The organism is Bacillus sp. FSL R12-0074, from assembly GCF_038005725.1.
GTDB classification, from domain to species: Bacteria; Bacillota; Bacilli; order Bacillales; family Bacillaceae_G; genus Bacillus_A; species Bacillus_A mycoides.
The window spans coordinates 216,241-231,940 of sequence record NZ_JBBOTR010000002.1 but is presented as its reverse complement, the minus strand read 5'-3'; the positions used below and the strand labels follow the sequence as shown (position 1 = coordinate 231,940).

The window sequence follows — 15,700 nt, the reverse complement described above, 5'->3', positions numbered from 1 at the left end:
GTTCCTGCGTAAAATATCAACCGTACCAAGAGAGCGTCCAAGCGTTGGACATCTAGGGGTGGAACACCCCGAAGTAACGCTCAGGGAGACGAAAGGTTACTTTCGTCGTGGAACTGAGAAGCTCCCACTTCAAGCTTTGCTAAGTGGCGAGTAGTTCACGAGCGTCTATTCGCACTGTATATCATTAAAATTTTCCCCTTGCTTCCTACATTCATAAACCATAAATTCACTATTCCTCCCAAAAGGATTTTTATTGTAATCACCATGAAAATTTTTTATATTGAATCCTTCTATTTCTAAGAGATACTGCATTTCGGATGGTAAAGTATATTTTGAAAGGAATCTGAATTTTTTTTCACTTAAGAAATTATCTGCTATGTCATACACCTCAAAATAACAAGTGGTTTCAATTATTTGCTTATAATGATCTGCTTTTACGACATCCCATGATTTAACTTTATAATTTTTAAAATTCTCCCCTTTAATAGGACTATTTCCTCCATCACTCACTCTCTTAGAATAAGGAAGAATAGTTGGAGGTGTAATAATATCGAAAACAAAAATCCCGCCTTCTTTTAATAGTAATTTAATATTTCTAAGAGCTAATTTTTGTTGTGACGATGTAAGTAAATATTCAAATACACCACCAGACATAAATATAAAATCAAATTTTCTTTCAGACTTAAAATCTGTAGCAGAAGAAACCTTAAATTCTATTTTATCCTTAATATTTGGCATCTCATCTAACTTCTTACTGGCTTTTTCAATCATTCCTGCTGATATATCAACACTAGTTACATTAGCGCCTTTTTCAGCAAGAATAAAAGATAATCTACCAGTACCGCACCCCAAATCTAAAACTTCATCATTTGGTTTTACCAAACCACTGTAAAAATCAAAAATACCATCAGGTTCTGGGATGATAATGTCGTATAATTCAGAAATTTCATCGTATTGTTGCTGCATTGTTTTCCTCCTTAATGTATTTCTTTTTTATATCCCCTATAAAAGGCAATCTGCCAAAATATGAGATAGAAAGCAGTTAAATAACCGTATTTTTTTTTGATATACTTATATGAGTTAATAATCGACCTCGTTTTATTTTTAGGTTCATAATAACCATTTTTTTTGTGTAAAACCCCACGTGCATGACCTACCCCATAATTAAATGAACTTTTCAAATCTTGCTTAATGCTTAACTCTGGATGAATAATTCTTGCATTATCATCATATAAAATCTTAAGACTTGCAGATTGAACTCTAATATCAAAATCATAATCCTCTGTCCAAGATAAATTCTCATCAAAATAATATCCATTTACCTTCGCTAAGATTCCTTTATTAAATGCCAATGGAGGTGAATATGCATTTTTTTTGCAAGTATGTATATGTCTTGCACGTGCAATGATTTTTCCAATTTTGCTGTTAAAGGAAAACATCACCCTTCCTTTAGCCAAAGATCCTGCATCTAATAATTTGAATAATTTATTGATGGTACCTGGCATAAAAACACAATCTGAATCCATAATTAACACATTATCTTTACTAGAAATTTCAATTCCATAATTATAAGCTTTTGCTAAATTAGGTGTAGGTAATTCCCCAATTACTGCATTGCTAGAATAGGCGATTTTTTTTACTTCTTCTGTTGCACCATTTAAGACAACGACAACCTCTACATTTTCATCAATACTTTTTAAACACTTTCCCAATCTGATATCGTTATAAGCTGGTATTACAATTGATAGATTCAACATATCTACTCACCTTATTTAAAGAATTATCCATACTACTCAAAACTTCATCTAAACAATAAAATTCTCCTGAATCCTTTAACTCGACTAATTTACCTTTATTATTTCTATATGTTTCTATATCTGGGGTTAAAAGAAAAGCAATTCCTAGATCCTTACAAATATCTTTAATTGCAGGAGCCATTGAATATTTTTTTACCGGTATACCATATTGTACTACTACATCGTATGAATTTGATTCTAGGTATCTCCTAATTCTTTGTATCAATTTAGCCCTATATTCTTTCATTAATTCTTCATAAATTACTGAATCCTCAATATCTTCCATCCAATCGTACGCACAAAAAGTAGGATTCATTTGGTATTCATATGGTATAATTCCCGCATTTGATAGAATAATTGGATGAACCATTGGGTATTTATTTGTAACTTCTCTAATTTTTTTACCAATATATGAAAAGTCATATGGTTTAGCCCAAGAACAAACTTGTAAAAAAGCAATTCTTTTCCCCTGAGGCTTTTCGTAATAATCCCCACAAAAATAGTCCTGCCATGTATTGAACTCTTCATGATGAATATACTTTGAGCAAGCTCCTCGTTTAAAAACTGTTTCCTCTTTTATTAAATCTAATAGTATATATTCTGGGTAGTAAGGATAACTTTTTTTATTAAGTACCAAATCCTTTATCCTTTCATCCTGTAGATTAGAATAATTTCTATTTCTCAAAATCTCTCCTCCTTTATTTAAGAATCAAAAATGAACCTAATAAAAGGGCATCCATCTCTGATCCATAAAATGACCTAATAGCATCACTTGGGTTACATATAATTGGTTCTTTTCCTACATTAAACGATGTATTCATAACTGCAGGAATTCCTGTTTTCTGGTAAAAGTTATAGATTGTTTCATAATAATCAGAATTCATATCCCTCGTAACTACTTGAGCCCTTGTTGATCCATCAACATGAACTATTGCTGGAACTAAATGATGTACCTCTTTTTTAACAGTAGAATTTAACAGCATATAAGGGTTATTTATTTTTTCTTCTAATACTACAGAAGCGTTTTCATCTATGATGCTAGGAGCCAATGGTCTCCATTGCTCTCTTTTCTTAATGGTATTTACTTTATTTAACATATCCCTACTCTGAGGGTTAGCTATTATGCTTCTATTTCCTAAAGCTCTAGGACCGAATTCCATCTTTCCAGAAAATCTTCCTATTATCTTATTCTGAATTAATAACTCGGAGCATTTATCATATTTATTAGAACCTAATTCTATATATGATAGATTATATTTTTTTAATATATTTAAGATACTAGAATCAGGAAATTCCGGACCAGAATATACATGATCTTCAGTGAACATAGGCGTTATACCATTTTCGGCAAGAAACCATGTAGCTGCTCCAATACTTACCCCACTATCTGAAGCACCTGGTTGAATGTACAAACTATCCACTTCTGGTAAATCAGCTATAATTCTATTCGCTATACAATTTAATGCTACTCCTCCCGAAAGACACAAATTATCTATTCCAGTTAGATTAATAGCTTTTTTTACAAGCTTAACAATTGCTCTTTCCAAGGCTGCCTGACCTGAGGCTGCAATATTTTTATATTCCATTACTGATGAATTCATTAATAGTATTGAATCTATTGGATTATATTCATATTTAATATAATTAGGAGCTATCTTTGTTATACTATTAATAACTTTTATCCAATCTTTTAATACCGAAAAATATTTACCATTCATACTAACTGTATTTTCATTTGGTTTCAAAGGGTTTTCCAGTATATCAGGAAATTCAAATATTTCTTCCCCATATGAAGATAGGCCCATTAACTTCCCTTCATTATGCCTCCCTAAACCTGAAAATACAGTTAATGCTTCATAAAAAATACCTAAAGAATGTTCCAACGGGTATTTTTCTAGTACTTCTATTATATTACCTTTTCCTTTTGCTATCGTTATTGACTCTTCTTCTCCACTTCCATCAATAACTATTATGGTAGCTTCGTTAAATCCCGAACTAAAGAACGCACCAGAAGCATGTGCCAAATGATGAGAACACATATGAATTTGAGGATCTTTATCTCTCTTAAAAATTCTCTTCGGAAAAATCTTTTCAAGACATTCATCTTTGTTAAGCTTCTTTGAATACTTCTCAAAATATAATTGTTCTACATCCCAGCCCATAACAATATGATCTACTTCATTTGGAGTAATTTCAGCTTCCTTTAAACAATAAGCTATTGAATTATATGGAATTTTATCTAATGCCTTTTTTTGACGAATAAATCTTTCTTCTTCAGCTGCAGCTATTAATTTACCATTATAAAATAAACACGCACTTGCATCATGAACATCAAAGTCCCACCCATTGACTCCTAAAACATACATTATTTTACCTCGCAGTTATTTTATATTTTTCTTCTAATCTCATAATATTCTTGCGGAAAAAGGGTTGGTTTATCTATTAATCGTACAAAAACTAACATATCTGTTTGAATATACAAATCATTAAATGTATCTTTAGAAAAACCAATGCCATCTAAGTCCTTTTTTATTAATTCTTCATCAATGTAAGGCTCTTCCGCCACTTTATAAGAACTTAAATCGTGAATAATTTCTTTTAAATAAAAACCTAAAGATGTCAAGAAATTCTGCAAATAAACCGCCCTATTACCTAATCTTTTAACACTTATATTTAAAAAAATTAAATCACCCTTTTGACCTTTTAATAATTCATTAGCTCTATTTAACCACAAATCTAACCCTCTACCATCATCTATAGGGTCACAATGTATTGCATCATACTTATTCCTTAAATCTTCCATAACTTCATTTCTAACATCAAAATTATAAAACTCAATATCATTGTTTGCATGTTTAAAATATTCAATCAGTTCTTCGTCAATATCTCCTACACCTATTTCTCTGTTTTTATATTGTTTAAGGGCCAAACTTGTATAATCATCATCTCCGCAAAAAAAGATATTTTTATTAGATGATAACTCTTGATTTATTATTTCAGCTCTCCTCAACGAACTATCCCAAGTAGCTTTAAATTGAGCATATTTTTTTTTGTTTATTTTATTCTCATATCCTGTATTAGGAAAAGGGGTTGGTTCATATAAAATACCACTTGTTAACTCTTGTGAAAACCTTATTTTATTTTCTATAATTTCAACTAAATTTCTTTCTCTTAATACTTTTAATAATCTTAAAGCCAAACTTAAAGTCCCAGTTATTTTGACTAGATCATCTAAAGTATCTACAGTATTAATGGACTTCCAAATTATAAATTCGAATTGTTTCTCACTAATTTCATACCATTTTTTCCAAAAATTCAAAAGTACCCCTCTGTTTTTTAATTTTGGTACTTTATCTAACTCTTCTTCATAGTCTAATTCAATAAATCTTTCATATAATAAAATAATCTTATTTTCTTTCATACTGTATACCCTACCTTAAAAAAAGTTACATATACAGTTAAACTGCATATGTAACCTCCTTATTTTAAAACTTAACCTAATGTCTTGCCTGCACGAATTAGTAAATCCTCTTCATCTAATTCAAGATCTTCAAGCTCTAGCATTTCTTCATGAATATATTCCTTTTCCATTTCACATTCCCCCTTATATAGATAATTGTGTAATTCAAATATTTGCAACAGAGCTGCACCACCAATATTAGCATAAAAGTAGAATTTTCTGATTAATAAATAAATTATATTTGTAGATAAAATTTATTCAGAAAATTAAGTAAATTTTTCCTAATAAAACAATACTAGGAATAATTATGGGTATTTATATTATTTTAATTTTTATATTAGGATTTTCAAAAAACCTAGTATAGAGCCTTTTTTTAGAAATTTTTGTCGATTTTCCTTTTTATAAATTTTTCAAAAAATGTTTATTTTCGGGGTTTATTAAGGGATGTCTAATTTGTGGGGGCACGGCATTTTTAGGAGAAAAGAAGGCGGAATAATGTAGTTAGTGTTTTAAATGTGTTTTCTCCAAACTGTCCTAGGGGTAGGGCGGCTTTTTATTTTGTTTTGATTCCTTTTCCCCAGCATTTATAGATAGGGATAATTGGCATTAATTCGATGATGTCAACATTCCATTCTGGCGGTTCATCTTAAAAACGACTATCCACTTCATAATGTTCAAATCTACATAAGTACTTGTTTCCTTCTAAATCATTGCAATATGTTGGTTCGAGACATGGAAACATCTCAATTCCCCTTTCTTGATGCTTTCGAGCATCGGAATATCCAGGAACCCATTTGCTAGGTGGGGGATATTATCGGATCGCTGAATATTCCGAAAAGAAAAAGTTTATCTTTGTTCACATATTCGTAACATCCTTATATAAAGTTTTTTAAAATTATATGTTAAACTTACTATAGTCCAAGAAATTCTTATACACTCGACAACTCGATGATCTTAGTACTGCCCTGCATCCCCTGCAGGGCTTCCCTCATTTAGCTATAGTTATATACTTGTATGGGTTCTGGTGCAAAAACTTCAAGATAATTGCAATTAATCTCTAAATCTTGGACATACTGATACTATTACTCTAAAAAAGGTGCGTGATCAGTATGGAAAAGCGAAATTTATTGGTTCTGGTGCAAAAATATTAGTTAGAAACCTAGAGTAGCAATTTCCTCTACATTTCTAGCCTATGAAGCTAAACCAAACAGTTTATGAATAAATTGTTTTTGATTTTGGACAGACTTGTCCAGTAAAACAAGTTGTCCTTTTTTCATCATATGCATGGCTTCAACACCACTCAATATAGAAATTGCTGTTTTAAACGACTTTAACCCTAACATAGAACGAACTCGCCTTTTAATAAACCGGTGGTCTTGTTCCACTATATTATTGAGATATTTAGCTTGCCTTAGTTGCATGCCTTCAGGCATATGTTTCTCTTCTTTCAACTCTTGAATCGCTACAGGATAAGCAGGGTTCTTATCTACTGTTATCACGCGAGGTTTAGAAACATACGAAAAAGCCAAGGCTTTCTTGAAAAAACGCTTGGCTGCTTGTTTATCTCTTGATTTACTTAGATAAAAATCAATTGTATAACCCTCTGAATCAACTGCACGATATAAATACATCCATTGACCTTTTACTTGAATATAGGTTTCATCGACTCTCCACGAGTCATTTGTTGATTTAAGATGATGTCGTACTTTCTCTTCTAATTGAGGTCCATATTGATGAACCCAGCGCATAATTGTTGTGTGAGCAATTGATAATCCTCTTTCCTCCATCATTTCCACCAGGTTACGGAAGCTCAAATTGTACCGTAGGTACCACCTTACTGTTAATAAGATGAGTTCAGGCTGATAATGCTTCCATTTAAATAAATTTTCTTTTTCCATACTGATCACGCACCTTTTTTAGAGTCATACTATCAGTATGTCCAAGTTTAGGAGATTACTTGCAAGAGTCTTGCGATTTTTGCACCAGAACCTTTAAAACTTCGGCTGCTTCTGTAAACGTTGGTGCATAGGTAGAAAATAATAAAAATAATGTTACTATAAGTCCTATGATTTTCTTCATACTCGCATCTCCTTATAAATTCTTTAAAACCTCTTAATTATATATTTACATTTATTGCTATTAAAGTAATAAATGTAAATATGTATAATTGTATATTCGAATTCTCAATAGAGTGTACCCTATTGATAAGAAATCCTTTTCTTGATATTATTAGTCTCATAGACTCTCAATAACACTTATCAAAAATACATACAAAAAGAGGGGTAAAAATGGTCTATGGATACGCTCGTGTAAGTGCACAAGATCAAAATCTAGATACACAGATTGAACAGCTCATGAAATATGGAGTAGATGAAATTATTAAAGAGAAAATAAGTGGAGTAACAAAACAAAAGCCAGAGTTAGACACTATACTGTCAAAACTAATTACTGGGGATACTTTGGTCGTAACTAGAATGGATCGTTTAGGTCGAAATACCATTCAGCTATTACAGTTAGTAGAACAACTTCGAGAAAAGGATGTTCACTTTGCGATTTTAAATTTAGGAATAGATACGAGAACGCCAACAGGAAAATTCTTTTTAACTGTCATGGCTGCCTTTAGTGAACTTGATCGAGAAATGATTAAAGAAAAGCAACGTGCGGGAATAAAGCTAGCGAAACAAAAAGGAGTATATAGAGGAAGATTGAAGAAATATACGGATAAACACCCAGGTATGAATCATGCGATTGAATTACGGGAGCACACCACTAAAACAGTGAAAGAAATATGCCAAATTACAGGTGTGAGTCAGGCCGCCCTGTATCGTAGATTAAAAGAACTTGATTAAAGTTCTTTTTTAATTTGTAATTAAATCCCAGAGTGGCCCCTCATACCCAGAATCGTTTCCGTACCCCTACATGATACAACTGATTTTTATTAGTTTTCTTTTTTCTTAGTTTTGTAAAACTCATTTTATCGTCTTCATATATATTACTTTCTAAAAATCCTAAAATAAAAATAAAACGAATACCCACATAATTTATTTCAGCCAATTTTTAAGCATTCGCAAAAGTATACCTTTGCGAACATAATAAAAAGAAGAAACCATAAAGGATTCTTCTTGTATAATGATTTAAATAGAGAATTTTCAGGTGTGGCGTGCTATTCTTTGAATGGCTTTTTTCTCAATATTTTTTTATGGAATTAAAATTTTATATTCCGATTCTGGAATTATCATAATTTGTGAAATTCTCATATCAGAATCATTCTTTTTTCTAAGTACTAACCATGTAGGATTTGAATCAAGACTTCCATCGAGCTCAAAAGTAAATCCATTGCTCACATGGTCTGTCCAACCATAAAAATTAGGATTATAAAAATCACCTATGATTTTGTAAGGATTTGGTGGGAGAAACCCCGCTCTATTTATTTCTACATTGATGGTCCCATGTCCAAAAGTCCTCAATAACAATACATATTTTTTGTTGAAATCCACTCCTTCCATACTTATTTGATATCTAATACTATTTGAGCCAGCCGCCCCGAAAATTTGTAATCCGCCATCTGTTCCTTGGTCCAACAATTCCTCTAAATAGACCGGGGATTCATCATTCATAGAATTATACTGTAAAGCTGGTATTGTATAAGATCCTTTTGCTGGAAGTACATGTAGAGCTGTTTTGAAAAATTCTTTTGTATTGTCTGGTGCAAAACCTAAAATCAAATTGCCGCTATATTCCTGGAGATTAGGTTGCATGTCCAACTCGAGTTTACTGCCTAAATTTAAATTTAAATTTGCTGGAAAACCTGCGTTTGGAATAGCTGATATAGTTCGAATATAGTATCCATCATGCGAGATAAAATTGTTTGGAGGTGGAATCACACCTGGTGGTATTACTTCTGTATCTCCAATTTTAATTCTCCAAGTGCTAGAAAGTGGGCTGTAATTGATATTTGCACTCTTAGGTGGATCTAGATCTGGATCAGGGCTATGGTAAGTTCTAAAATCAGAATAACCGTTTATTGGCGTTTTAGAATATCCCATCCATCCCGTTTGGGTTTCCGATTTGATATATTTGGGTAAAACACCGTATAGTGGAGTATATGGTCTCGTGCCAGAGCGCACATAAGAATGAAACGTAACACTCTTTAATAAACCACCGACAATACCATTCATCAATTTATATTGTTCTCTCCATTCATGTGAAGATACTTGAGTCGTGCCTCCCACGAAATGCCATAAGGATCTCGATACAGATGGAGTAATTCCTTCATAACGCATTAAAGACCATAAATAAACTAAATCCATTGCATACTGATTCATTGTATTTTTATATTCAATACGGTTTTTAATGTCTCCTCTATTGCCTACAGTAGCAAATCCCCTGCTGTACAGTGTACCTGCTCTGGTCGTATAATCTGAAGTGAGCCTATAAAATTCATTACGATAATATTTGACATCATCGCTAGTTAATCCCCAACGAGCCCCCATTAATATGCCATCTTTTAATAGAGTTAAATGTAAAGTACATATTTGTGCAAACAAAGGTAATGAAACTCCTTCATAGCCCTCGATTTCAAATTGTGGTAGTCTTTGAATCAACGACAGGTTGAAGTGTACAAAGATATCTCGTGCAGTTGCTCTAGCTTCTTCGATCTCTATAGATTCATTTTTTTCATGTGATGCAATTGTTTTTGTTGCTGCCGAAAGTTGGTCAGCAAGTTGAATAAATCCTACGTATTCTTTTTCTAATATCTTCCTTCTTTCTTCAGTAAGTCTTTTATTTAACAATTTTTCAACTTCTGCAAGTATCTGTTCCATAGTATAAGGTTGTGACCCCGGGAAAATTAAACCTTTTAGAGCATTTAATCCTTCACCTAAAATCCATCCACCAATAGCAGAACCTACCCATGATACAATTGGAGCCACTATAGGTACTCTTGGAGTTGGTGATGATACTTGATTATTAGGATTCATGTTAGGACTTTCGTTCTTATTTGAAGTCATATGTGTCAAACACTCCTTTTCCTTTTGAGTATAATCTCAACACAGGCGCCTCTTAATCTGTAAGTCGTTCACATACTCTATAAGGGATTTGTATTTTTGGAAGTTATTTCTAACACCACTTCATATTTTACTCTTTTTTTCTAAAACGCTTATTGAGAAAATATTAAATTCACTGTTAGCGCTTGTTACTTTGTGTTTACTCCTATGCCCGCCGATCTTATCTTTTTTATTTGTGGATTTTTAATAAAAAAAAGGAATCCTTATAACAAGGATTCTGCAACAGGAAATAACAAAAATATATATAATAAAAAGAAATACTTATATTATAGTAATAATGAAATATTGAGAAATATTTACATAAATCCAGTATATATTACGTAGCAAGTGTAGAGATTGCTTGTTTGTAGATTAGTTGTTGTTTACCATAAACCATCATTAGAACAGTAAATTTATCTGTTGCAAGAATCTGCCCACGTACTGGAACGCCATTCTTTAAAAATACAGTAACTTCCCCTTTTTTCTCTTTCAATTGTTCATACATATCTTCTTGTAAATTAAACATGAAATGCGCCCCCTGGTTTGTTTGTATTTACTTTTCTTCTCATACCTGCTGCTTTTCATTGTTGGATATTTCTGATTCCCATTCACTTTCTATTTTTCTAAACCATTTTCCTATTTTGCTTAGATAATATCTTTTTACTTCACCATAAGGAATCCAAATTTCCCGTTCCTGTATTTGATTCATCACTTCATGAAGAATTTCGTCATGTTCATACTTTCTAGGTCTTCTATAATATGTTTTTACAAACTGTGTATATTCTCTACGTAACCAATTAGAAATATGTTCTTTTTGTTTTTGCTTGAGATGTGACCATCTTTTATTTGTTTGAAGGATTATTCCATTTACTTTTATGTGGTTTTTCATCGACACTCATCTCCTTTTATTAGCAAAACGAATATATAACTATCGTATCACATTTAAATTGAAATACTGCTTTAGGGACATATTTCGCAAGAAATCTATTCAAAATATAGATGAAGAGACCATTCTTGGGGTACGGAAACGATTCATGGAATGAGGGGTCACTCTACATGCCCATCAAGCTAAGGTTGGGTATTCGATGAACTTCCGTTCTTGTTGCCTACATGCTTGATATTTTGTTTATTTGTTTTTAAAAATACGCATTCCAAATACACCTTGATAAGGTGTATTTTTAAAGATTATGCAGTTTTCTGCTTTAGATTAGATACAGTGTACTGATAAATGACGCCTAAAATATCAAAGACTGTCTTTTTCTCATATCGATGGGATTTCCGTCCGTTTTTCTGTAAGAGGGCAAACAGACGAAGGAAAATTTTTGATACTTCTTGGGTGTCTTTTTGTATAGCTTCATATACTAAGTACAGATGATCTTGAATCATATAAATTGCTTTATATTCACTTAATTCTTTTTGTTTTTTCTGTAGTAACAGCTGTCGCATTTTGAACATAGTGGAAGAACAAAGAAAAATAGCGATTAACTGTCCATAAAGATGACATTCTAGACGCTCTCGCTTAATATTGTGACAATGATTGATACCAAAAAGAGATTTCCATGTTTTAAATACAATCTCTATTTGCCAACGTAGTGAGTAGATATCATGAACCTGTTCCATCGGAACAATTTCCCATGGTATGTTGGTAATATAAACGTTGATTTCTGTTAATCGTTTACTTTTTTCAGAGTATGTAACTCCTTTTTTCTTTTCAACATAGGTTTGCTGTTTCCTACGTTTATGAGTTTGAGTCGATGTCAGTCTGTATATCACAACTCGTGAGGGTAATTTTTGTTGCCCAATATAGGCATTCCGAATTTCATAAGTATCTCCTGGTTTTATCTGATGCATAATATCTTCAAGGTTAAGTAAAACATATAGGGATTGCTTTTTTACTGTCCCATCCCGAAAGAATTCTGGAGAATCATTTTTTACATATACTCTATTATTTAATTTCAACCGTGAAACATAGAATACACCTCGTTGATCCATCTGGTCTAAATCTTTTAGAGAAAAGTATCCTAAATCTCGAATACATAAATCTCCTGGGCGTAAGGAATCTAAACAATCTGTACCAAAGGTTTTATCATTATTTTTACCTGGTTCCATTTGAAAATTGAGGAATTTTCCACTATGTAAATCATACTCTAGCTGAATTTTAATACCGGCTGTTTGTGCACATCCTCCTGAACCAGGATAAATAGTAGCCAAATGATTAGGGACTTGAAAAATAGTAGCATCTAAAATACGTATACGTTGAAAATAAGAAGTATATTGGTTTTGGATTTGAGACGAATCGTTTAGTTGGCTTTTGACTAAAAGAGAAAATATACGCTGTAGAAATAAAATAGCGCATCGGTTAAAACGTTGATTAAGTCCTTCTGGACTCATGAGTGTAGCTGTATTTGCATAAAGTTGACTACATAATCGAGTGAGGGAATCACTTGCTACATGTTGACTAATCCAGATACATAAAGCAGCCAAATCTCGTGCGCCATACTTACTTTTACGTTTTACAAAACCTGTCTCTTGTGCAAGTTGTTGAAGAATATGTGGAGATAGATATCGCTGTAGTTCTTCAGCGAACAAATGAAACTCTTCTTGAATCGAAAGACTCATAAAAAACGCCATCCTTTCTATATATTTCTACAAAAAGAATAGCGTATTTTCATTATTTTTTTGGGTAAAATTCTAAAGTTTTATGGAAATGTATTTAAAAAACCAAAATATGGTTGACAATCAAGGATTACATTTGTAATATTTAATTATAGATTACAAATGTAATACAAGGAGTGGAATTTTATACAATGAAAGAATTACCTAAAATATCGGAAGCTGAATTGGAAATCATGAAGGTTCTTTGGTCAAAATTTCCCCAAACAGCGAATGAAGTGATTGAAGCGTTAGAGGCAACAATGGACTGGAAACCGAAAACGATTCGAACGCTTATTAATCGATTAGTCCAAAAAGAAGCTGTTTCTTACCAGCAAGATAAAGGGCGTATGTATGCATATTATCCTTTAGTGTCGCAAGATAGATATCTACAAGTAGAAACAAAATCCCTCCTCAAACGTTTCTATGGTGCGGCATTTAAACCTTTACTTGTGAATTTCTTAAAGGAAGAAAAACTATCTTCAGAAGACATTAACGAACTCAAACGTATTCTGGATGAGAAGTCTGAGGAAAATCAGAGGAAGGATAGATAATGATGATAGATATGTTTGTAAACGTCTATCTACCTCGATTTTTTGATTGGGTGATAGAAACATCCATTATGGCAAGTATATTAGTCGGCTTAATCTTATGTGTCAAAATCTTGCTTAGAAATAAGATAACTCCGCGATGGCAGTACATGTTATGGATGATTTTAATTGTAAGACTTCTATTACCATGGTCACCAGATAGTTCCTACAGTATTTATTCTCTTCTTTCATATAGCTCTGGCGTGTCTGAGATTTTTCAAAAGGATACTACTCCAGCTATACAACAAAAAAGCGTGTTAGAAGATAAAACGAATCATTCAGTAACTACAAAAGGAGATAGTCACAAATCTAACTCCGTAAATGTAATGAAAGAGAGTGACCAAATAGATAGTAATAAAAAGAAAGAAGATACTACACTTTCCGTTTATAAAGTTACGTTATATATTTGGCTTTTTGGAGTTGCTATTCTAGCAACGATAACTTGTATTACGAATAGACGATTATATTCTTACATAAAAAAGCAACCCAATATTACGGATGAAAAAATTGTTGGGATTTTTGAAAACTGTAAACAATCTATGGGAATTAAGAAGCAAATTCCATTACGGTTGGCTGGGAAAATCTCAAGTCCGACTGTTTTTGGGCTTTTTCGCCCGAGAGTATTATTATCAAGCAGACATATGAAAATATTGAATGAGCAACAACTGCAATATATTTTTTACCATGAGCTATCTCATATGAAACGAAGAGATATAGCTGTAAATTGGGTTATGTATAGTTTAATCATTTTAAATTGGTTTAATCCGATTCTTTGGTATGCCTATTCATGTATGCGAGAAGATCAAGAACTTGCATGTGATGCATTTGCGCTCACTTTTATAGAATCAGAGGAACAAATTGCATATGGACATACAATTATTACTCTTTTAGAACAGTATTCAAGTTATTATCAAGCACCGAATCTAGCCAATTTAAGTAGAAATAAACGTATGCTAAAAAGGAGAATTCTTATGATTAAGAAATTCCAGAAAAAATCCTATCGCTGGTCCGCGCTTGGAATTATTGCTATAGTTGCTGTTGCATCTATTTCCTTATTCAATGCACGTGCAGTAGAAGGAGATGAAAGGCAGAAGGGACAAGTGGTAGAAAAAAAGCAGAAATCTAAAGATGCTTTTCAAAATGCTGTAGATATGCTGTTTGGTACAGAAGAAAATGCGAGAAAAGAATATCATTATTCAGCAAGAGTATATGAACAAAAGACGGATTATTTATATTTAGCTGAAAAGGCTTTAACAAAAGATGAGTTCGAACAGTACATAAAATTATACAAAGAAATTATTAATATACAGAAAAAAGGTGCTCCTAGAGATTCTGACCCCGAGTCAATATTTTTTAGAGGGGAACGTTTAACAAAAGCTGATCTTGAAACATTATATGCACTTTATGATCAGTCAAAACCACTTGATGACAAAGTATTCGAATCTTTAAATTACACGGTAAAGGAAGCGCAGCAACATGTTGATTTTCAAATTAAGAAGCCAACTTATACAATTGAAGGGTACAATCTTAAGGATGAAAAGGTAAATTATTTTATTAAGAGAAGGCCTGAATTAATTATTGAATTAGAATATACGAACGGAAAAGGGAACTATACAACTTATCAATCACAAATATTTGGAGAAAGTAAAGATCCGTTCCATGCTTTGTTTGTTGTAGAAGAAAATATTGAACAGTACGAATTAGAAGGAAATCAAATATTCTACGCTACTCATAACTCGGATAGTAATTTACAAGGTATGAAGATGATTGTTCCTGCAAAAGGAAAGAACAGTGCATATCAGATAGTCATCATAAATCATAGTTTAGACAATCCGGGGGAAGCAGTGTTCGATAGTAATGTGAATAAAGCGGAACTGGAAAAAATAATGCTTTCAATGCTGAAATAATAAAGAAGTGTTTTGAAGATTTATATCCTTAGAACATCTTTTAGTTATATTAAACAAATACAAGGAGAAAAAGATATGAATCCGAATAAATATAACACCCTAGCATTACTTTGTATGATGTTGTAATAGTTTATATGTTAGTAACTGAGTCAATACATTGGAAGTTTTTTTATGTAATTATTAAACAGGAATTGCTGGTGAAAGATAAGTTCATTACTTGCATGTCCATTCTATGATTGTGCATATTTTA

14 protein-coding genes are annotated in these 15,700 nt (G+C 32.3%); 3 read left to right on the top strand and 11 right to left on the bottom strand.

Annotated features, from left to right (window positions below; translation table 11 throughout):
- Window positions 1-165: 165 nt before the first annotated feature.
- The 7 genes from NSS97_RS28965 to NSS97_RS28935 form a co-directional block, all read right to left on the bottom strand.
- A complete protein-coding gene (locus tag NSS97_RS28965; protein WP_002205032.1) occupies window positions 166-966 on the bottom strand; it encodes a class I SAM-dependent methyltransferase in 801 nt (266 codons plus the stop codon).
- Between the two features lie 11 nt (window positions 967-977).
- Window positions 978-1,757: a glycosyltransferase family 2 protein gene (locus NSS97_RS28960; RefSeq protein WP_002205033.1), complete on the bottom strand. Its 780-nt coding sequence runs from the start codon at window positions 1,755-1,757 to the stop codon at window positions 978-980.
- A complete protein-coding gene (locus NSS97_RS28955; RefSeq protein ID WP_341115022.1) occupies window positions 1,723-2,481 on the bottom strand; it encodes a DUF5591 domain-containing protein in 759 nt (252 codons plus the stop codon). Before NSS97_RS28955 ends, NSS97_RS28960 begins: the two co-directional genes overlap by 35 nt.
- Window positions 2,482-2,494: 13 nt before the next feature.
- Complete coding sequence (locus tag NSS97_RS28950) at window positions 2,495-4,162, bottom strand: carbamoyltransferase family protein (RefSeq protein ID WP_341115020.1); 1,668 nt, start codon at window positions 4,160-4,162, stop codon at window positions 2,495-2,497.
- 20 nt (window positions 4,163-4,182) lie between these two features.
- A complete protein-coding gene (locus NSS97_RS28945) occupies window positions 4,183-5,217 on the bottom strand; it encodes a bis-aminopropyl spermidine synthase family protein (RefSeq protein ID WP_341115018.1) in 1,035 nt (344 codons plus the stop codon).
- 1,229 nt (window positions 5,218-6,446) lie between these two features.
- Window positions 6,447-7,154, bottom strand: a complete 708-nt coding sequence (locus tag NSS97_RS28940) for an IS6 family transposase (RefSeq protein ID WP_016127824.1) — start codon at window positions 7,152-7,154, stop codon at window positions 6,447-6,449.
- A gap of 55 nt (window positions 7,155-7,209) precedes the next feature.
- Entirely contained in the window at window positions 7,210-7,335 is a 126-nt protein-coding gene (locus NSS97_RS28935; protein ID WP_341115015.1) for a hypothetical protein, read from the bottom strand.
- A gap of 209 nt (window positions 7,336-7,544) precedes the next feature.
- On the opposite strand from NSS97_RS28935, the gene NSS97_RS28930 reads away from it, so the two are divergent.
- A complete protein-coding gene (locus NSS97_RS28930) occupies window positions 7,545-8,105 on the top strand; it encodes a recombinase family protein (RefSeq protein ID WP_088004675.1) in 561 nt (186 codons plus the stop codon).
- Between the two features lie 348 nt (window positions 8,106-8,453).
- Here the strand turns inward: NSS97_RS28930 and NSS97_RS28925 are convergent, their stop codons facing one another.
- The 4 genes from NSS97_RS28925 to NSS97_RS28910 all read right to left on the bottom strand — a co-directional run bounded on the left by NSS97_RS28925 (window position 8,454) and on the right by NSS97_RS28910 (window position 12,920).
- Window positions 8,454-10,265, bottom strand: a complete 1,812-nt coding sequence (locus NSS97_RS28925) for an insecticidal delta-endotoxin Cry8Ea1 family protein (protein ID WP_341115012.1) — start codon at window positions 10,263-10,265, stop codon at window positions 8,454-8,456.
- Between the two features lie 373 nt (window positions 10,266-10,638).
- Window positions 10,639-10,827, bottom strand: coding sequence for an RNA chaperone Hfq (gene hfq / locus NSS97_RS28920; RefSeq protein ID WP_341115010.1), 189 nt, complete (start codon window positions 10,825-10,827; stop codon window positions 10,639-10,641).
- Between the two features lie 39 nt (window positions 10,828-10,866).
- Window positions 10,867-11,190 carry a transposase gene (locus tag NSS97_RS28915; RefSeq protein WP_341115008.1) on the bottom strand — a complete coding sequence of 108 codons (324 nt, stop codon included), beginning with the start codon at window positions 11,188-11,190 and terminating at the stop codon, window positions 10,867-10,869.
- A 296-nt stretch (window positions 11,191-11,486) separates the two neighbouring features.
- The gene (locus NSS97_RS28910) at window positions 11,487-12,920 is read right to left on the bottom strand and encodes an IS4 family transposase (RefSeq protein ID WP_340853738.1); all 1,434 of its coding nucleotides are present in this window, start codon (window positions 12,918-12,920) and stop codon (window positions 11,487-11,489) included.
- Between the two features lie 188 nt (window positions 12,921-13,108).
- Between NSS97_RS28910 and NSS97_RS28905 the strand changes: the two genes are divergently transcribed.
- Window positions 13,109-13,507: a BlaI/MecI/CopY family transcriptional regulator gene (locus tag NSS97_RS28905; RefSeq protein WP_340853736.1), complete on the top strand. Its 399-nt coding sequence runs from the start codon at window positions 13,109-13,111 to the stop codon at window positions 13,505-13,507.
- A 2-nt stretch (window positions 13,508-13,509) separates the two neighbouring features.
- Window positions 13,510-15,450 (top strand): M56 family metallopeptidase, encoded by a 1,941-nt coding sequence (locus NSS97_RS28900; protein WP_044438729.1) that lies wholly within the window; start codon window positions 13,510-13,512, stop codon window positions 15,448-15,450.
- The last annotated feature ends 250 nt before the right edge of the window (window positions 15,451-15,700 follow it).

Bases quoted from the DNA above. Each gene is read 5' to 3' on its own strand.
- NSS97_RS28925 (WP_341115012.1), bottom strand. From the start codon at position 10,265: ATGACTTCAAATAAGAACGAAAGTCCTAACATGAATCCTAATAATCAA.
- NSS97_RS28950 (WP_341115020.1), bottom strand. From the start codon at position 4,162: ATGTATGTTTTAGGAGTCAATGGGTGGGACTTTGATGTTCATGATGCA.
- NSS97_RS28965 (WP_002205032.1), bottom strand. From the start codon at position 966: ATGCAGCAACAATACGATGAAATTTCTGAATTATACGACATTATCATC.
- NSS97_RS28945 (WP_341115018.1), bottom strand. From the start codon at position 5,217: ATGAAAGAAAATAAGATTATTTTATTATATGAAAGATTTATTGAATTA.
- NSS97_RS28915 (WP_341115008.1), bottom strand. From the start codon at position 11,190: ATGAAAAACCACATAAAAGTAAATGGAATAATCCTTCAAACAAATAAA.
- NSS97_RS28930 (WP_088004675.1), top strand. From the start codon at position 7,545: ATGGTCTATGGATACGCTCGTGTAAGTGCACAAGATCAAAATCTAGAT.
- NSS97_RS28900 (WP_044438729.1), top strand. From the start codon at position 13,510: ATGATAGATATGTTTGTAAACGTCTATCTACCTCGATTTTTTGATTGG.
- NSS97_RS28940 (WP_016127824.1), bottom strand. From the start codon at position 7,154: ATGGAAAAAGAAAATTTATTTAAATGGAAGCATTATCAGCCTGAACTC.
- hfq (WP_341115010.1), bottom strand. From the start codon at position 10,827: ATGTTTAATTTACAAGAAGATATGTATGAACAATTGAAAGAGAAAAAA.
- NSS97_RS28935 (WP_341115015.1), bottom strand. From the start codon at position 7,335: ATGAAGAAAATCATAGGACTTATAGTAACATTATTTTTATTATTTTCT.
- NSS97_RS28905 (WP_340853736.1), top strand. From the start codon at position 13,109: ATGAAAGAATTACCTAAAATATCGGAAGCTGAATTGGAAATCATGAAG.
- NSS97_RS28960 (WP_002205033.1), bottom strand. From the start codon at position 1,757: ATGTTGAATCTATCAATTGTAATACCAGCTTATAACGATATCAGATTG.
- NSS97_RS28910 (WP_340853738.1), bottom strand. From the start codon at position 12,920: ATGAGTCTTTCGATTCAAGAAGAGTTTCATTTGTTCGCTGAAGAACTA.